This window comes from Hydrogenophaga atypica, from assembly GCF_042665215.1.
Taxonomy (GTDB): Bacteria; Pseudomonadota; Gammaproteobacteria; order Burkholderiales; family Burkholderiaceae_C; genus Hydrogenophaga; species Hydrogenophaga defluvii_A.
This window is the reverse complement of sequence record NZ_JBHTCA010000008.1, coordinates 48,773-66,312: the sequence shown is the minus strand read 5'-3', so window position 1 is coordinate 66,312 and position 17,540 is coordinate 48,773. Positions and strand designations below refer to the sequence as shown.

Here is a 17,540-nt window from a genome sequence, read left to right as displayed (position 1 = left end):
GTTCTCGGCTTTCGGTTCGAGGCTCATTGTAGGGACGCGCTGTGACCGGTCGGGGGCGGCACCGTGGCCGCACGGCGCTCGCGCCACAGCGGCGTGAGTTCGATGCTGGTCGGGCCACCGGGCCGGCGTTCGATCAGTGAGACCTCTTCGATCAGGGTGTCGTCCAGCCGCAGGCGCCCGTGGACCTCAAAAAACCGGCTTTGTGTGTCGAAATGTTCGCTTTGCAGCACGGCAGCGCTGACGGCGGGGAACCGCTGGCGCAGGTTCTCGCGGCTGGTGAAATGGGCGCTTTTGCGTTGTTCCACCAGGTTGCGGGCCAGGGCCATGTCGGCATCGGGCAGGGCCGCGTGCAAGGCCTCGGCGGTGGCGGTGTTGAGATTGAGTGGGGTGCGCTGGGGCAGCCAGGTGGCGTGTGGTGCCAGGGCCATTGCGCTGCGCAGCGACAGGCCCAGCCAGCCCACCTGTGACCACCGCTGCGGCAGCAAGGGCACACCGGGCGCGGGTGTGCCGGTGGTTTGGGCGGCGCTGGCGGCCAGCAGGTTTTGTTCCACGCGTGCCAGTTCGGCCTCGGGCAGCCCGAGTTGCTGGAACAGGCGGGCAAAGGCCAGGCTGTCCACCTCGGACACCACCTGCTTGCCATCGGTCTCCTTCACCAGGTTGCGCAGGTTCAGGCGGCCTTGCAGATCAAATATCTCGCCCGACAGAAAGGCCTCCAGGGTGCTGTCGGCACTCTGGTCACGATCCGCTGCCAGAAAGCTGGACAGGCGTGCCTCGGCCAGTGGCAGGGCCCACGGCTCGCCCAGGTGGTCAGCGGGGCGTTGGTTGTTGTTGATCCCGTCTTCGCGCAGGATGAGCCGGGCCCAGTCCAGGGCCCCGGCCAAGATCCAGCTGGCCTGCACACGTTGGCGTTCGGCGCTTTCCACCGCCAGCGCCCGCCATTGTTGCCACAGCGCCGCCGCACTCAACGTGGCCACCAGGGCCACCGTCAGCATGGCCAGCAGCAGCGCGGCGCCGCGCTGGCGTTGCGGTGCGCGCACACCGGGGGTCATGAGCGTCGCCTCGTCACCGTGGCACGGGCCCAGTCGCGCTGCAGCCGCCCCGGCATGGCGGCGTTGGGGGGCAACTGCAGCACCAGGCGCACACCGTCGGGCAGCGGCGAGGCATCGCCCGCGCCCGCCGCTCCCGTTGTGGGTGCGCCGCTGGCCGACAGCGGGTTGGCCCAAGCGTTGTTGCGGTAGTAGAACAGCTCCCACGACACCACGGGCATCAGCCGCACTTCGCCCGGCACGGCGTCGCTGCGCGTGGCCTGGGCCCACTGGGTGGCGTTTTGCCAGGCGCCCAGCAGCTCGGCCTGGGTGCGCAGGGGCGCCGACTGCCAGCGCGTCCACAGGCCGGTGGTGTTCTGGCGCGTCCAGGCCACCACACGCAGGCCCGGGCTTTGCAGTGGCGTGTCCATCACGTCGCGACGGACCAGGCGCAACACCAGGCCATCGAAATCGATGGCGGCGAAGCCGGGTTGTGGCACCACCGCGTCCAGATCGGCGACCCACTGGCCCAGCGCGCCCTGCAGTTCGGTCAGGCTGTCGGTGCGTTCGCGGGTGATGGTCTGGGTGCGGTACATGCCGTCGATGGCCCGCCAGCTCATGAGGCTGAGCACCGCCATCACGGCAATGGCCACCAGCAGCTCCACCAGGGTGAAGCCATGTGGGCATCTGACGTGAGGGCTGCGCTTCATGTTCAGTAGCGCCCCAGCACGGTGGTCAGGTTCAGCAGCACCGGGCGCGCTGCGTCGCCTGGGTCGTCCACCCGTGCTTCGACGCGGCGGAAGTTGGGGTTGGGCGTGGCCTGAATCCCTAAGCGCACGCGCAGCGCACGCCCACCCTGTTCACAAGAGCGCTCAGACTCGCCAATGCCCGGCCATTCGGACGACAGTCGCAGCCTGGCCAATTCGTTTTCGGCACACAACTGCGCCAGCCACTGGTCGGACTGGCGTTGCGCCTGGCGCGTGAGCGCGCCGGCGGCTTGTATGCCTGCGCTCAAGGTCAGCGCGACCACGGTCAACGCGACCATGATCTCGACAAGGGTGAAGCCCCGGGCGTTTCGGGTGTGCATTCGGTTCAGGGGGCGGCCAGACCACCGGTGGGCGCGAAGGCGCGCAGCCCGTTGCTGGCCAGTTCCAGCCGTTGATCTGCCAGTGTGAGCGACAGACGCTGTGGCGGGCCCAGGGGTTCCGGCCCCAGCACCAGCTCGCGCAAGTTGCCTGCTGGCTCAATGACCTGCACCGCCGTGCCAGGCACCAGCCAGGCACGCGGCTCGGTGAGCGATTCGCTGGCATCGCGCCGTGGGCTGGCGCCGATGAACTCAAAGCCCTGCGCAGTGGCGCGCCAGACGATGGGCGTGCCGCTGGTGCGGGCCTGCGCGCGCGCGGCATCGAGCAAGCTGGCCAAGCGCAATCCTTCACGTTCCAGTTGCTGCAGGCGGCTGTCGCGCAGACTGAAGGTCAGGCCTGCCGCCATCATGGCGGCCAGGGCCACCACCACCATCAGTTCCAGCAGCGTGAAGCCCCGCGCAGCGGTGGCGTGTGGGGGCCAGGTTTCGCCGCCGGGCCGCCCCAAGGCGAAACAGCCCCCTCGGGGGGCAACGACCCGCGCAGCGGCGGAGTGTGGGGGCCAGGTTTCGCCGCCGGGCCGCCCCAAGGCGAAACAGCCCCCTCGGGGGGCAACGACCCGCGCAGCGGCGGCGTGTGGGGGCCTCATGCCCTCACTGCCAACTGCCGATATCCGCATCCTTGCCTTCACCGCCGGGCTGGCCATCGGCGCCCAGGGATAGCACATCTACCTCACCGTGCAGGCCCGGGTTGAGGTACTGGTAAGGGCGGCCCCAGGGGTCGGTGGGCAGTTTGTCGAGGTAGCGTCGCCAGTTGGGCGGCACCGGGGCGGTGCTGGGGCGCGCGGTGAGGGCGTTCAATCCCTGCTCGGTGCTGGGGAACCGCTGGTTGTCGAGCTTGTAAAGCTTGAGTGCCTGCGTCAGGTTGTTGACGTCGGTGCGCGCTGCCGTGCTGCGGGCATCGTCCGTGCGGTCGAGCACGTTGGGGACGATGAGGGCCGCCAGCACACCAATGATCACCAGCACCACCATGAGCTCGATCAGGGTGAATCCGCGCAGCGCGCGCAAGGTGTCGGGCAGGTGGCGGCGAGGCATGGCAGTCAAACGGGTCTCCCGGTGCAAAGTGGCGGTGGTGTCCCGCGTTGGCAGCGGGCTGTGGTCAATGATAATCGTCGTCCATGACCTTCGCGCGACACCGCCCTCTTGCTCCCGCCCCGGCTTCAGGCGCCACTTCGGCGCGCGTGCGTGCCTGGCCACCGGTGTTGGGCACAGCGCTGGTGTGGGGGGCGCTGGCCATGTCGGCAGGGTACTGGGGCTTGCGCTGGTGGGGCGAAGCGCCCAGCCGGCCACTGCCACCACCGCCAACCGCCGCGCTGAACATCGACACCGGCCGGGTGGCCGCGGCATTGGGTGCGCGTGCCGCGAGCGACGTGCCAGCTGCCCGTGCGCCCGTGGCGGGGCTGAGCGCTCGCCTGCGGCTGCTGGGTGTGGTGGCCGGCCGAGACGGTCTGGGTGCGGCGCTGATTTCGGTGGATGGGCAGCCCGCCAAACCCGTCCGACGGGGTGGTGTGGTGGTGGAGGGTGTGCGTCTGCTGTCTCTGGGCGCACGCCATGCCGAGGTGGGGGACGATGCTGGGCGAACGCGTTTGGCGCTGCCAGCCATCGAGGCGACGCCCACCGTCGCCGCCAAGGTCATCGGGGCAGGTGTGATCAGGCCTTGAGGAAGAGCCGGTAAACCGGATTCAGCGTTTCCTCCACATAGGGGTAGCCCAGGGTGTCGAGGAATTTGGCGAAGGCCTTGTCGTCTTTGGCAGGCACCTGCAGGCCCACCAGGATGCGCCCGTAGTCGGCGCCCTGGTTGCGGTAGTGGAACAGGCTGATGTTCCAACCTGGGCGCATCAGGCTGAGGAATTTGAGCAGCGCACCCGGCCGCTCCGGGAACACGAAGCGCAGCAGGCGTTCCTCCTGGGCCAGGGGTGAATGCCCGCCTACCATGTGGCGCACGTGTTCCTTGGCCAGTTCGTCGTGGGTCAGGTCCAGCGTGGCAAAGCCGTGTTTGCCGAAGTTGGCCGTGATCTTGGCGCTTTCGCCTTTGGTGTGGGTGGTCAGGCCCACAAACACGTGGGCCTGCTGGCTGTCGCTGATGCGGTAGTTGAATTCGGTGACGTTGCGTGGCCCGCCGGGCAGGGTGCCGATCAGCTCACAAAAGCGGCGGAAGCTGCCGCGCTCCTCGGGGATGGTGACGGCAAACAGGGCTTCGCGCTCTTCGCCCACCTCGGCGCGCTCGGCGACGAAGCGCAGGCGGTCGAAGTTCATGTTGGCACCACACAAAATGGCGGCGTAGGTCTCGCCCTTGGTCTTATTTGTGGCCACATACTGTTTGATGGCTGCCACCGCCAGCGCGCCCGAGGGCTCGACGATGCTGCGCGTGTCGACAAAGATGTCCTTGATGGCCGCGCACACGGCATCGGTGTCCACCGTGACGAACTCGTCCACCAGCGAGCGGGCCACGCGGAAGGTTTCCTCGCCCACCAGCTTGACGGCCGTGCCGTCGGAGAACAGGCCCACGTCGGGCAAGGTCACGCGCTGGCCCGACTCGACCGAGCGCATCATGGCGTCCGAGTCGTTCATCTGCACGCCAATCACCTTCACCTCGGGGCGCACCGCCTTGATGTAGTTGGCCACGCCGCTGATGAGGCCACCACCGCCGATGGCGACAAACACCGCGTCCAGCGGGCCCTGGTGCTGGCGCAGAATTTCCATGGCCACCGTGCCTTGGCCTGCGATCACGTCCGGGTCGTCAAAGGGATGGACAAAGGTCAGGCCCTGGTCCTTTTCCAGCTTGACCGAGTGGCCGTAGGCGTCGGAATAGCTGTCGCCGAACAGGACCACCTCGCCACCCAGCGCCTTGACCGCATCGACCTTGACCTGGGGAGTGGTGGTGGGCATGACGATGACCGCGCGCGCGCCCAGCTTGTGGGCGCTCAGTGCCACCCCCTGTGCGTGGTTGCCCGCCGAGGCGCAAATGACGCCGCGTTTGAGCTGATCGGCCGAAAGGTGGGCCATCTTGTTGTAGGCACCCCGCAGCTTGAAGCTGAACACCGGCTGCTGGTCCTCGCGCTTGAGCAGCACCTTGTTGTGCAGGCGCCGGCTCAGGTTCTTCGCCGGCTCCAGCGCCGATTCCTTGGCCACGTCGTAGACCTTGGCGTTCAGGATGCGGGTCAGGTAGTCGGCCGGTGTGAACTGGGTGACGGGACTGGTGACGGGGGGCTTCTTGGCGGGCATGGCGGGCGGTTTCAGGCAACGGGGTAACCCGTCATCATACGAAACCGCTTGGTGGCGCCCTGCTGTGCACAGGCGAAAAAAAACCCGGACGTTTCGGTCCGGGTTTGAATCCACCCCGTTGAGGGCAGAGGAGACAACTGGAGCCTGCTGACTGGCAGCAGGTGTGTGCTTGGTTCGGTGAGCACCGGAGCCTTGCATACAATGCCGCCAGTATATCGAAATAATGTTGCGTCGCAACAGAAATTTGCGGGTTTACCCGAATATTTTAGAGAAGGCTCCCCAATGGATTGCACCGTCACCTGGACTGGCCACAGCGGCACCCGCTCGCACATGGGCTTTGTGGCCGAAACCGGCACGGGCCACATCATCAACATGGACGGCGCGCCCGACGCGGCCAAGCCTGAGAACGGCGGTGCCAACCTGGCCGCCCGCCCCATGGAACTGCTGCTGGCCGGCACGGGTGGCTGCACCGCCTACGACGTGGTGCTCATCCTCAAGCGTGGGCGCCACGACGTGCGCGGTTGCAGCGTGCAACTGACCAGCGAGCGTGCCGAGGTCGATCCCAAGGTGTTCACCCGGATCAACATGCACTTCACCGTGACCGGCAAAGGCATCCCCGCTGCTGCCGTGGAGCGCGCCATTGCCATGAGCCACGACAAGTACTGCTCGGCCAGCATCATGCTGGGCAAAACGGCAGAGATTACCACCTCGTTTGAGGTGGTGGAGGCGTAACACCCAACCGCATCTGCGGCTGGGTGGGGGTCACACCCGCTCAAAAATCGCGGCAATGCCCTGACCACCGCCGATGCACATCGTCACCAGCGCGTAGCGGCCGTTGATGCGTTGCAGCTCGTGCAGCGCCTTGACGGTGATCAGCGCGCCGGTGGCGCCAATGGGGTGGCCCAGCGAGATGCCCGAGCCGTTGGGGTTGACCTTGGCCGGGTCCAGGCCCAGTTCCTTGGTCACGGCGCAGGCCTGGGCGGCAAAGGCTTCGTTGGCTTCGATCACGTCCAGGTCGTTCACGCTCAGACCGGTGCGCTTGAGCACCGCCTGCGTGGCCGAGATCGGGCCCACGCCCATGATCTTGGGGTCCAGGCCGGTGTGGGCATAACCCACCAAGCGGGCCAGCGGCTTGGCGCCGCGCGCCTTGGCGGCAGCAGCGTCCATCAGCACCACGGCAGCGGCCGCGTCGTTGATGCCCGAGGCGTTGCCAGCCGTTACCGTGCCGTTTTCTTTCACGAACACCGGTTTCAACTTGGTCATGTCGGCCAGCGTGCAGTCGGGGCGGAAGTGTTCGTCGGTGGCCCAGGCCACCTCGCCCTTCTTGCTTTTGAGCATGATGGGCACGATCTGGTCTTTGAAGTAACCGGCTTCGGTGGCGCGCTGGGCGCGGTTGTGGCTTTCCACCGCCAGCGCGTCCTGCATCTCGCGGGTGATGCCATATTTGGCGGCCACGTTCTCGGCCGTCACACCCATGTGGATGTTGTGGAAAGGGTCGTGCAGGGCGCCGATCATCATGTCCACCATCTTGGTGTCGCCCATGCGCGAGCCCCAGCGCATGTTCAGGCTGGCAAAGGGCGCACGGCTCATGTTCTCGGCGCCGCCGCCGATGGCGATGTCGCAGTCGCCCAGCAGGATGCTCTGGCTGGCGTTGACGATGGCCTGCAGGCCCGAGCCGCACAGGCGGTTGACGTTGAAGGCCGGCGTGCCTTCGCCCACACCGCCGTTGATGGCGGCCACACGCGAGAGGTACATGTCCTTGGGCTCGGTGTTGACGACGTGGCCGAACACCACGTGGCCGACGTCTTTTCCATCTACGCCCGCGCGGGCCAGCGATTCGCGCACCACGGTGGCGCCCAGCTCGGTGGGGGGGATGTCCTTGAGGCTGCCACCAAAGGTGCCAATGGCGGTGCGCACTGCGCTGACAACAACAACTTCTCGGCTCATGTGAAACTCCTGCGAAATGGATGGGCGGCCCCGCACGTGTGGCGTGGGCTCAACCCAACATCTTAGCCCTGGGGCTGATGCCAGCCTGACGCGGGTTCAGACCAGCCAGCGGGCCAGCACCTGCAGCCGGCCGTCGACGTGGCGGGTTGCGAGCATTTCGCCCATGGCGGTGAACGCCCCGGTGATGTGGCTGATGTTGACCTGGTGGGTCACCAGCACCAGCGGGCCGGGACCGCGCCAGGCGCGCGCGGCGGCCAGCACCTGAGTTTTGCTCTGTTCGGGGTCGCCCTGGCCCTGGAAGGTGGAGTTGATGGCCGGCCAAATGGTGGCTGGGCCAAATGCCAGGCGTGCGGTGTCAAGGCAGCGGCACCAGGCGCTGCTGCGCACCTCAGCCGGTGTGATGCCCTGATCGGCAAAAGCCACTTTCACGCGGGCCGCCTGGGCCCGGCCGGCGTCGCTGAGGTTGCGCTGGCTGCTGCACTGGTCCAGCCGGAAGCCCGGCGGGTCGCCCACACCGGGCTCGGTCTGGGCATGGCGCATCAAAATCACCGTGCTGGTCTGTTTGGCCGCGTGCCAGAAAGCCACCAGGCCAGCTTGGGAGCGTGCCTGTGGCACACACAACAGGGTGGCGCCGGCCAGCAACAGGGTTCGGCGTGCAGGGGAATCGGGGTTCATCGTCGGCGTCCTGGGGCAACTCGCACACAATGGAGCTTCCCATTCTGATGAACGCGGCCAACCGTTGCCCAAGCAGGGACATGCAGACCCCCCAAAGCGACCCCACCGGAGACGACTGGCATCCTGTGTGCCAGGCCAGCGAGCTGGTCAACAGCGGGCTGGCGTGTTCGTTTGATGTGAACTACGCCGGCCAAACCTGCCGCGCCTTTGCCGTGCGGTATGCCGGCCAAGTGCACGCCTACCTCAACCGTTGTAGCCACGTGGCCATGGAGATGGACTGGCAGCCCGACCGTTTTTTTGACCTCACCGGCCACTACATCGTGTGCGCCGCCCATGGCGCCATGTTTCGGCCCGACAGCGGGCAGTGTGTGGGCGGGCCGGGGCGGGGTGGTCTGATGAAAATCGAGACCGAGGAGCGCGACGGTGTTGTGTTCTGGCGGTCACAATACCACCTCAAGCCGGTGCAGTTCTGAGCGCGCGGCGCCACTTTTTTTATCAGCCCCATGGAAGACTTTCGCGTTTCCGATGCCCCCAGCGCCGCCACACCGGCCACCCCCACGTCCGCCACCCCCGGTTGGGAGCGCGCAGCGCTGGAGCGGCTGTTGATGGCCCAGCTCAAGGAGCAACGTGCCGCGAGGCGCTGGCGGGTGGCCCTGCGCCTGCTGTGGCTGGGATTTCTGGGCACGGTGGCGTGGCTGTTGTTCGCGCAAGTGCCCACCACGACCAGCGTCAGCACACCGCACACGGCCTTGATCGAGGTGCAGGGTGAAATTGCGGACGGCACCGAAGCCGGTGCTGACCAGGTGGTGGTGGCCTTGCGCCAGGCCTTCGAGGACAGCGGCTCGCAGGGCGTGGTGCTGCTGATCAATTCGCCCGGTGGCAGCCCGGTGCAGGCCGGCATGATCAACGACGAAATCCACCGCCTCAAGGCTTTGCACAACAAGCCGGTGTATGCGGTGGTGGAGGAAACCTGCGCCTCGGCGGCCTATTACATCGCCGCCGCAGCGGACAACATCTACGTGGACAAGGCCAGCCTGGTGGGCAGCATAGGTGTGTTGATGGACGGGTTTGGCTTCACCGGTTTGATGGACAAACTGGGCGTGGAGCGGCGCTTGCTCACAGCGGGTGAAAACAAAGGTTTTCTCGACCCCTTCAGCCCCCAAAGCGAGGTGCAGCGTGCTTACGCGCAGTCCATGCTGAGCGAAATTCACAACCAGTTCATTGCCGTGGTGCGCAAGGGGCGTGGTGACCGCCTCAAGGAAACCCCGGAGATGTTCAGTGGCCTGGTCTGGAGCGGCGAGAAGGCGGTGGCCCTGGGCCTGGCCGACGGTCTGGGTAGCCTGGACCAGGTGGCCCGCGATGTGGTCAAGGCAGAAGACATCGTGGACTACACCCAGCGCGAAAACGTGGCGTCGCGCCTGGCGCGCCGGTTTGGCGCGGCCGTGGGGGAGGGCGCCGTCAAGGCCTTGCAACACGGCGGGCTGTCGCTGCGTTGAGAGGCCCGCAACCGCGGGTGGGTTTTCGCCGCCGAGGCTCTGACAAATTCGCCACCTGCTGCCACAATGGCCTCGTAGCAACACAGCAGCGAGGTGGGGCATGGCGGCAGGTTCGAGCACAGCACGGGTGGGCGGGGGCCGGCCATGAAGCGCAGGCCCTTGTACAGCTCACGGCGCCCCGCGTCCTTGCCCCCGGCAACGACTGACGCGGTTGGGGGCGCTGCAGCGTCCTCACCACACACACCACCGGTCTCAACGGCGCTTGCCGCCACCCCTTCGACGGCAACGGTTGCAGCCGCCGCACCGCGCTGGCAGCGCTGGCCTGCCCACCCCGCCGCCCTTTGGTTGGGCATGGGCGTGTTGGCCACGTTGCTGCTGCTCAACCTGTGGCGCACCGGGCCTGCCAGCAGGCCACTCACCCAGAAGACCATCGATGCCGCGGTGCTCAAAACGCTGGAAACCCAGGTGCTGCCGTCGGCTGCGGCCCGCGCGCAAGAAGCGGTGGCGGGTTCGGTGGTGCGTGTCATGGCCTATGGCAAACACCCCAAAACCGGTGAAGAGGTGGAAATGGGCGTAGGCACCGGGGTGGTCATCGTGGACAAAGGCGTGATCCTGACCAACCTGCATGTGGTGGGCGGCGCCAAAAAAATCCGCGTGGCTTTTGCAGATGGGCTGGAGGCCGACGCGAGCATGACCGGCGCGCAGCCCGAAAACGACCTGGCCGTGCTGCAGGCCCACGAAATTCCCGATGACCTGTATGCCGCCACCATGCGCTCCACCGGCGACCTGCAACCGGGTGATCAGGTGGTGGCGGTGGGCTTTCCCTTTGGCATCGGGCCTTCGGTGTCGGCCGGCGTGGTATCGGGCCTGGGCCGCTCCTTCCGCTCGCCTGAAGGCAAGCAGACCATGACCAACCTGATCCAGTTTGATGCCGCTGCCAACCCCGGCAACTCGGGGGGGCCGCTGGTCACCATGGACGGCGAAGTGGTGGGCATCGTCACCGCCATCCTCAACCCCACCTCGGCCCGCACCTTTGTGGGCATCGGTTTTGCGGTGCCTATCGAAAACGCCGCTTCGGCCGCCGGCTTGCCCCCGTTCTGACCCACACAAGGAACTCACATGAGCGATGTCCGCCAACAAGACCCCGCCACCGCCCAGTTGATGGAGCGCATCCTCTATGAAGTCAAACGCGTGGTGGTCGGGCAGGACCGTTTTCTGGAGCGGGTGATGGTGGCCATGCTGGCCCAGGGCCACTTGCTGGTGGAAGGCGTGCCGGGGCTGGCCAAAACGCTGACCGTCAAGACGCTGGCGCAGGCGGTGCGTGGGCAGTTCAAACGCATCCAGTTCACGCCCGACCTCGTGCCGGCCGACCTGGTGGGCACGCGCATGTACAACCAGAAAACGGCCGAGTTCAGCACCACGCTGGGCCCGGTGTTTGCCAACCTGCTGCTGGCCGACGAAATCAACCGCGCGCCCGCCAAGGTGCAGAGCGCGTTGCTGGAGGTGATGCAGGAGCGCCAGGTCACCATCGCGGGCGAGTCGCACAAGGTGCCTGAGCCTTTCCTCGTGATGGCCACCCAGAACCCCATCGAAACCGAGGGCACTTACCCGCTGCCTGAGGCCCAGGTGGACCGCTTCATGATGAAGGTGTTGGTGGACTACCCGACCGACGAGGAGGAGTACGTCATCGTCGAGCGCGTGACCGGCCCGCGCATCGACGTGGCACCCGTGGCCAGCACAGAACAGTTGGCCGCGCTGCAAGCGCAATGTCGGCAGGTGTATGTCGATCCGTCGCTGGTGCAGTACGCCGTCAAGCTGGTGTCGGCCACCCGCCGGCCTGAGGCCCATGGTCTCAAGGACCTGGGCCGTTTCATCACCTTCGGCGCCAGCCCACGCGCCACCATCGGCCTCACCGAAGGGGCACGTGCCCTGGCCATGCTGCGCGGGCGCAGCTACGCCCTGCCCGAAGACATGGTGGACCTGGTGCCCGACGTGTTGCGCCACCGTGTGGTCTTGTCGTACGAGGCGCTGGCCGAAGGCCTCACGCCAGATCAGGTGGTGGCCAAGATCATGGCCAAGATCCCGCCACCGGCCAAGCCGCTGGAACACGAGCAACGCGCCGCCTGAGGCACAACATGGCGCCCGGCCAGACGTTGAACCCCGCACCACCGCTGGAGTCGGCGGCCGCGTTGTTGCGCCGCATCGAGTGGACGGTGCTCAAACGCCTGGACGGCCTGTTGCAGGGCGACCACCGGACCTTGATGCGCGGCACCGGGCTGGACCTGGCCGACCTGCGCGAGTACCAGCCCAGCGACGACGTGCGCCACATCGACTGGAATGTGACCGCACGCCTGGGCCTGCCCCACGTGCGCCAGTTCATGGAAGACCGCGACATGAACGCATGGTTTCTGCTGGACTTGAGCGCCTCGGTGGACTTTGGCTCCAACACCCAGACCAAACGCCGTCTGTCGCGCGAGTTTGTGGCCGTGCTGGCGCGCTTGCTGACGGGGCACGGCAACCGCATTGGCGCGCTGTTGTACGGCGGTGGGCTGCACCGCGTGTTGCCAGCGCGCAGTGGCCGCCAGCACCTGCTGGAAATCCTGCATGCCATGCGGGCACCCGACGTGGCGCCACCCGACGGCGACACCACCCGCCTGCACGAATTGCTGGCAGCCGCCAGCCCCGTGCTCAAGCGACGTTCGACCGTGTTTGTGGTGTCCGACTTCATCAGCCAGCCCGGCTGGCACCAGGCGCTGGGGCGACTGGTGTTGCGCCACGACGTGGTGGCTGTGCGACTTCTCGACCCGCTGGAGCTGGAGCTGCCCGACCTGGGCCTGCTCACGCTGCGCGACGCCGAAACCGGTGAGCACCTGGTGGTGGACACCCACGACGCCGCATTTCGCCGCCGTTTTGCGCGCATTGCGGCCCAGCGCGAGGCCGAGCTGCGCGACAGCCTGGCGCAGGCCGGGGTGGACACGCTGGAGCTGTCCACCGACGACGACCTGGTCGACGCGCTGCTGCGTTTTGTGGACCTGCGCCGCCGCCGCCAACAACACCGGGGTGCCGCCCCGGCGCCCCACCTCAACGCCGCCTGACGTCAACCCAGGAGGATGGCCATGAAAATCCCGCTCACCTTCTTCTGGCCGCAGTTTCTGTGGCTGCTGCTGATCGTTCCTTTGTTGTTGCTGGTGTATTTTTGGCTGTTGCGGCGCAAGAAAAAAACGGCGGTGCGATACGCCAGTTTGGCCATCGTGCGCGAAGCCATGGCCGGTGGCTCGCAGTGGCGGCGCCACGTGCCCCCGGTGCTGTTCCTGCTGGCGCTCACAGCCATGCTGCTGGCCGCCGCGCGGCCGTTCGCCACACTCAGCTTGCCGTCGCTGCAGCAGACCATCATTCTGGCCATGGACGTATCGGGCAGCATGCGTGCCACCGATGTGGAGCCCAACCGCCTGGTGGCTTCACAAAACGCGGCCAAGGCCTTTCTGGCCGAGCTGCCGCGCCATGTGAAGGTGGGCATCGTGGCCTTTGCCGGCACCGCGCAGGTGGTGCAGTCGCCCACCCTCAGCCGCGAAGACCTGGTGGTTGCCATCGACAAGTTCCAGCTCCAGCGCGCCACCGCCATTGGCAGCGCCATCGTGGTGTCCTTGTCTGAAATCTTCCCCGATGCCGGCATCGATCTGTCGTCCATGGTCTACGGGCGCGACCGCCAGCGGGGCATTGCCATCGACCAGAAACCGCAGGAACCCAAGGAACACACGCCCGTGCCCCCAGGCTCTTACTCGTCGGCGGCCATCATTTTGCTGACCGATGGCCAGCGAACCACCGGCGTGGACACCATGGAGGCCGCCAAGATGGCCGCCGATCGGGGCGTCCGTGTTTACACCGTGGGTGTGGGCACGGTAGAGGGCGAAACCATCGGGTTTGAAGGGTGGTCCATGCGGGTGCGACTGGACGAGGAGACCTTGAAGGAAGTGGCCGACCGCACGCAGGCCGAGTACTACTACGCCGGCACGGCCGAAAACCTCAAAAAGGTCTACGAGACCCTGAGCACCCGCTTGACGGTGGAGAAAAAGGAGACCGAAATCTCCAGCCTGCTGGCGCTGCTGGCGGCGGTGTTGGCCACACTGTCGGCGGGGCTGTCGCTGCTGTGGTTCAACCGCATTGCCTGAGCGGGTTCATGCTTTTGCCGCCAGGCAGATGCGGTTGCGGCCCTCGGCCTTGGCGCGGTAGAGGGCGTTGTCGGCGGCGTTGAGCAGGGCGCTGTCGTTGTCGCCGTCCTGCGGGTAGACCGCCACCCCGGCCGAAAAGCCCAAGCCGTTCAGGCGGGTGCCGCTGTGTTCCACACACAGCTCGGCGTAGGTCTGTTGCAGCAAGTGCAGGCGCGCCACCGTCTGGCTGGCGCTGGCGCCTGGCATTACCAGGCAGAACTCTTCGCCTCCGTAGCGGGCGCAAAAGTCGCCCGCGCGTGTCTGTGCCTGCAGCAGGTCGGCCACCGCTTGGAGCACGTGGTCGCCCATGGCGTGGCCGTGTTCGTCGTTGACACGTTTGAAGTGGTCCAGGTCCATCACCACCACCGCCACCTGGGCGCCCGCGCGATGGGCGCGTTTGAGTTCGCGGGGCAGGGCGTCCTGCAGATGGCGGCGGTTGTACAGGCCGGTGAGTGGGTCGCGCACCGCCTGTTCCCGCAACTGGGCCTGCAACAGCTGGATTTCCTCGATGCGGGCCGCCAGTTCCTGCCGCGCCAGTTCGGCCTCGTGGTGGCGTTGCACCGCCAGATCGCGCTCGACGGCGGTTCTTTCTCGGGCACGTTCGAGGGCGCCCGTCCAGTGCGTGAAAAAGTGGTGTCCCAGGAACAGCACCGCCAGCGTCAACACGGTGATGATCCAGTAGACGGCCAAGGTGTACTCGTTCACCAATTGCAGCAGACGCCTGGCATCGTCGGCCGAGGTCGGCGCTGGCAATGCCGACCAGGCGCCACGACCGAGGTGGAAGGACAGCCACAGAAAAATCAGCACCCCACCCACACCCAGCAGCGACGCCGCAAACAGTTGCCAGCGGGGCAGCAGCTGGTCTGCGTGGCGTGGCAGTTGCGCATCGCGCCACACCATCGCCCGTGGCCCCAGCCAGGCCAGCAGGGGCCCCACAAACACCAGTGTCTGCAGAAAACTGCCCAGCCACCAGCCTTGCCAGATGGCAAACGCGGCCTCCGGACCCACCTGCCCGGTGTACGACCAGATGAACGAGCCGGTGGCGCCAAACACCGAGGCGATGAAGGCGACGGCCACAAAAAACAGCACCGCACTGCCGGTGCGTGGGGGCACCGGCATCTGCGCGGCGCGGTAGGCCACCGCCAGCACAAAATAACCCAGAGGGTTGGACAGCGCGAACACCACGGCCCACTCGGGCGCCATGCCCGCCTGCAGGGCCAACAAGAGCGTGGCGAGGTAGGCGGGGATGGCACCCCACCAAAACCCGACACACAAGACCCACAACGTGCACAGCGTCAAAGGCGGGTAGACGGTCAGGTGCAGGTTGGCGCCCCCAAAACGGAGCGGCAGGCCCGACCAGCCGAAAGCCACCGTGGCCAGCCCCAACAACACGCTGGCGGCCAGGCTGATCCACCATGCCAGCCGCAGGCCGGTGAGGGTTTGGTCCCCATGCCGTCGCCACAACAGGCTCAGCGGCAGCGGGCGGTAGCGCAGCACATGGGGGGAGGGCGGTGGCAGGGCCATGGCCAACCCATGATACGCGCGCGGCGGCTCGGCAGCCCCTGGCTGACGTCACAATCGCACCCCATGACACACCCGATTGACACCGACGTGTTGGTGGCCGGTGGCGGTATCGCCGGACTGGCGGGCGCGCTGGGCGCGGCCCGTGCGGGTCTGAGCGTGCGCCTGTTCGAACAGACCGCGCGTTTGGCCGAGGTGGGGGCTGGCCTGCAGTTGGGACCCAATGCCGTGCGGGTGCTGGCCGATTGGGGGCTGCTCGACGCCTTGCGTGATGTGGCGGCGTTTCCAGACGCCCTCGTGGTGCGCGACGCGCCCGGCGGGGCCGAGCTGGGGCGGCTGCGACTGGGCAACCGGGCGCAGGCACGGTATGGCCAGCCCTACGCCACGGTGCACCGCGCCGACTTGCATGCCTTGTTGTGGCAGGCGGTGGCGGCGCAGCCTGAGGTTGAGCTTGGTTTGGGGCGCACGGTGCTGGGCTGGCAGGCCAGTGAAGACAAGGTGGTGGCGCAATTGACGGACAACGCCACCGCCAGCGGGCACCTGCTGCTCGGTTGCGACGGTTTGTGGAGCCGCGTGCGGACGCCGCTGCTGGGCGACGAGCTGCCCGTTCCCACCGGCCACATCGCCTACCGGGGGCTGGTGGACCAATCGGGGTTGCCACCGGCACAGCGGCAGCGCGACGTGGTGGCCTGGCTGGGGCCCAGGATGCATGCGGTGTGTTACCCGGTGCGGCGGGGCGAACACCTCAACGTGGTGGTGATTGTGCAGGGGCGGCTGGACGGCGATGTCCAGAACTGGAGCCACGCCGCCGACCCCGCCGACCTGCGTGCCGCCATGGGCCGCGTGGCGCCGGCGCTCGAATCGGTGCTGCAAGCTGTGCCGCAATGGCTGCGCTGGCCGCTGTTCGAGCGCCCGGTCATCACTGGGCCGCAGGCCCACGGCGGCGGGCGCGTGGCGTTGCTGGGCGATGCCGCCCATCCCATGCGCCCCTACCTGGCACAAGGTGCGGCCATGGCGCTGGAAGACGCCTGGGGCCTGGGCCGGCTGCTCGCGGGCCAAGCCGGCGCGTTGGCCGCTCCTGCCGGCCTGTTGCGCCAATGGGCAGACCAACGTTGGTCGCGCAACGCCTGGGTGCAGGCACGTTCGCGGCGCAACGGACGCATTTTTCATCTGGTGCCCCCATTGAGTTGGGGACGCAACCTGGCCATGGCCGTGCTGGGCGAACGGTTGCTCGACGTGCCGGCGCTCTACAGCGGGCCACCGTCGGCTTAACATCACCGCTTTCTCCCACCTGAACCCGATGCCGCCCATGACCACACGTTTCCTGACCCGCCGCTCCGCCCTCAACCTGGTGGCGGCCAGCACCCTCGCACTGGCCACTTCCGTCGCCGTGGCACAAACCGCCTGGCCCACCAAGCCGCTGCGGCTGGTGGTGGGTTTTCCGGCCGGGTCCTCGCCCGACCTCACCGCCCGCACCCTGGCCGAGCCGCTGGCGCAGGCGCTGGGCCAACCGGTGGTGGTGGACAACAAGCCCGGTGCCGGTGGCAACATCGCCGCCGACTTTGTGGCCAAAGCCGCCGACGGCCACACCTTCGGTTTGATGATCAACGGCAACATGACGATTGCCAAGTTGCTCAACCCGGCCACACCTTACGACCCCCTCAAGGACCTGGCGCCGGTGAGCCTGCTGGCCACCGCGCCCCTGGTGTTGGCCGCTTCCACCCAACTGCCTGCGGGCGCACCGGCCGTGCTGGCCGCCGTGCGCCAGGGCGGCGACAAGATCAACTACGGCACACCCGGCAACGGCACCGTGGCCCACCTGGGCATGGAATTGCTGAAAACCAAGGCGGGCCTGGCGCCGGTGCATGTGCCCTACCCAGGCAACCCGCAGGTCATCACCGCCCTGATCGCGGGCGACCTGCAGCTGGCGCTGCTGCCGCCCGGCCTGGCCATGCCCCAGGTGCGGGCCGGCAAGCTGCAGGCGGTGGGTGTCACCTCGGCCGGGCGCAGCAGCCTGGTGCCCGATGTGCCCACGCTGGCCGATGCCGGCATCGCCGGTTTCCAGCTGGAAATCTGGAACGCCGTGGCCGGCCCGGCCAGCACACCCAAGCCGGTGGTGGACAAACTCTCCACCCTGCTGGCCGAGATCGTGCGCCGCCCCGAGGTGCGTGAGAAGCTGTTCAACCAGGGCTGGCAGGTGGCCGGCACCTCGGCCGAGGGCCTGGCCAAACGCGTCCAGCGCGACACGGCTGAAATGGGCGAGGTGATTCGCCGCAACAACATACGCCCGCAGTAACGGGCG

19 protein-coding genes are annotated in these 17,540 nt (G+C 67.3%); 10 read left to right on the top strand and 9 right to left on the bottom strand.

The genetic code is table 11. The features are described 5' to 3' along the window. Positions 1-23: 23 nt before the first annotated feature. From gspK to gspG, 5 genes are read right to left on the bottom strand one after another with little or no spacing between them, the layout of a single operon-like run. Complete coding sequence (gene gspK / locus ACFQPB_RS12820) at positions 24-1,049, bottom strand: type II secretion system minor pseudopilin GspK (RefSeq protein WP_382201035.1); 1,026 nt, start codon at positions 1,047-1,049, stop codon at positions 24-26. After that, entirely contained in the window at positions 1,046-1,735 is a 690-nt protein-coding gene (locus ACFQPB_RS12815) for a PulJ/GspJ family protein (protein WP_382223836.1), read from the bottom strand. Before ACFQPB_RS12815 ends, gspK begins: the two co-directional genes overlap by 4 nt. A gap of 2 nt (positions 1,736-1,737) precedes the next feature. Then, entirely contained in the window at positions 1,738-2,112 is a 375-nt protein-coding gene (gene gspI, locus ACFQPB_RS12810; protein ID WP_382223834.1) for a type II secretion system minor pseudopilin GspI, read from the bottom strand. Between the two features lie 5 nt (positions 2,113-2,117). After that, on the bottom strand, positions 2,118-2,756 hold the full coding sequence (locus ACFQPB_RS12805) for a prepilin-type N-terminal cleavage/methylation domain-containing protein (protein WP_382223831.1): 639 nt from the start codon (positions 2,754-2,756) through the stop codon (positions 2,118-2,120). Positions 2,757-2,760: 4 nt separating this feature from the next. After that, positions 2,761-3,201 (bottom strand): type II secretion system major pseudopilin GspG, encoded by a 441-nt coding sequence (gene gspG / locus ACFQPB_RS12800; protein ID WP_382223949.1) that lies wholly within the window; start codon positions 3,199-3,201, stop codon positions 2,761-2,763. Between the two features lie 83 nt (positions 3,202-3,284). Between gspG and ACFQPB_RS12795 the strand changes: the two genes are divergently transcribed. Next, the gene (locus ACFQPB_RS12795) at positions 3,285-3,827 is read left to right on the top strand and encodes a type II secretion system protein N (RefSeq protein WP_382223829.1); all 543 of its coding nucleotides are present in this window, start codon (positions 3,285-3,287) and stop codon (positions 3,825-3,827) included. On the opposite strand, the gene ilvA is transcribed toward ACFQPB_RS12795, so the two are convergent. Then, a complete protein-coding gene (gene ilvA / locus ACFQPB_RS12790) occupies positions 3,817-5,391 on the bottom strand; it encodes a threonine ammonia-lyase, biosynthetic (RefSeq protein WP_382223826.1) in 1,575 nt (524 codons plus the stop codon). The two genes, ACFQPB_RS12795 and ilvA, sit on opposite strands and share 11 nt — an antisense overlap. A 282-nt stretch (positions 5,392-5,673) precedes the next feature. Here ilvA and ACFQPB_RS12785 point away from each other — a divergent pair, with 282 nt between their 5' ends. Then, positions 5,674-6,123, top strand: coding sequence for an OsmC family protein (locus tag ACFQPB_RS12785; protein WP_382201047.1), 450 nt, complete (start codon positions 5,674-5,676; stop codon positions 6,121-6,123). 30 nt (positions 6,124-6,153) lie between these two features. Here ACFQPB_RS12785 and bktB read toward each other — a convergent pair whose 3' ends face one another. After that, entirely contained in the window at positions 6,154-7,338 is a 1,185-nt protein-coding gene (gene bktB / locus ACFQPB_RS12780; RefSeq protein WP_382223824.1) for a beta-ketothiolase BktB, read from the bottom strand. Between the two features lie 96 nt (positions 7,339-7,434). After that, positions 7,435-8,013: a histidine phosphatase family protein gene (locus ACFQPB_RS12775; protein WP_382223821.1), complete on the bottom strand. Its 579-nt coding sequence runs from the start codon at positions 8,011-8,013 to the stop codon at positions 7,435-7,437. Between the two features lie 80 nt (positions 8,014-8,093). On the opposite strand from ACFQPB_RS12775, the gene ACFQPB_RS12770 reads away from it, so the two are divergent. From ACFQPB_RS12770 to ACFQPB_RS12745, 6 genes are all read left to right on the top strand, one after another. Then, positions 8,094-8,486: a Rieske (2Fe-2S) protein gene (locus ACFQPB_RS12770; RefSeq protein WP_382201053.1), complete on the top strand. Its 393-nt coding sequence runs from the start codon at positions 8,094-8,096 to the stop codon at positions 8,484-8,486. Positions 8,487-8,516: 30 nt separating this feature from the next. Beyond that, on the top strand, positions 8,517-9,509 hold the full coding sequence (locus tag ACFQPB_RS12765; protein ID WP_382201055.1) for a S49 family peptidase: 993 nt from the start codon (positions 8,517-8,519) through the stop codon (positions 9,507-9,509). Between the two features lie 144 nt (positions 9,510-9,653). Then, a complete protein-coding gene (locus ACFQPB_RS12760) occupies positions 9,654-10,610 on the top strand; it encodes a S1C family serine protease (RefSeq protein ID WP_382223818.1) in 957 nt (318 codons plus the stop codon). Positions 10,611-10,628: 18 nt separating this feature from the next. Beyond that, the gene (locus ACFQPB_RS12755; protein WP_382223815.1) at positions 10,629-11,636 is read left to right on the top strand and encodes an AAA family ATPase; all 1,008 of its coding nucleotides are present in this window, start codon (positions 10,629-10,631) and stop codon (positions 11,634-11,636) included. Between the two features lie 8 nt (positions 11,637-11,644). Further along, positions 11,645-12,604: a DUF58 domain-containing protein gene (locus ACFQPB_RS12750; RefSeq protein WP_382223812.1), complete on the top strand. Its 960-nt coding sequence runs from the start codon at positions 11,645-11,647 to the stop codon at positions 12,602-12,604. A gap of 21 nt (positions 12,605-12,625) precedes the next feature. Beyond that, a complete protein-coding gene (locus ACFQPB_RS12745) occupies positions 12,626-13,678 on the top strand; it encodes a VWA domain-containing protein (protein ID WP_382223810.1) in 1,053 nt (350 codons plus the stop codon). 6 nt (positions 13,679-13,684) lie between these two features. On the opposite strand, the gene ACFQPB_RS12740 is transcribed toward ACFQPB_RS12745, so the two are convergent. After that, the gene (locus ACFQPB_RS12740) at positions 13,685-15,241 is read right to left on the bottom strand and encodes a diguanylate cyclase (protein WP_382223807.1); all 1,557 of its coding nucleotides are present in this window, start codon (positions 15,239-15,241) and stop codon (positions 13,685-13,687) included. Between the two features lie 75 nt (positions 15,242-15,316). On the opposite strand from ACFQPB_RS12740, the gene ACFQPB_RS12735 reads away from it, so the two are divergent. After that, positions 15,317-16,510 (top strand): FAD-dependent monooxygenase, encoded by a 1,194-nt coding sequence (locus ACFQPB_RS12735; RefSeq protein ID WP_382223946.1) that lies wholly within the window; start codon positions 15,317-15,319, stop codon positions 16,508-16,510. Positions 16,511-16,547: 37 nt separating this feature from the next. Next, positions 16,548-17,534, top strand: a complete 987-nt coding sequence (locus ACFQPB_RS12730; RefSeq protein ID WP_382223805.1) for a Bug family tripartite tricarboxylate transporter substrate binding protein — start codon at positions 16,548-16,550, stop codon at positions 17,532-17,534. The last annotated feature ends 6 nt before the right edge of the window (positions 17,535-17,540 follow it).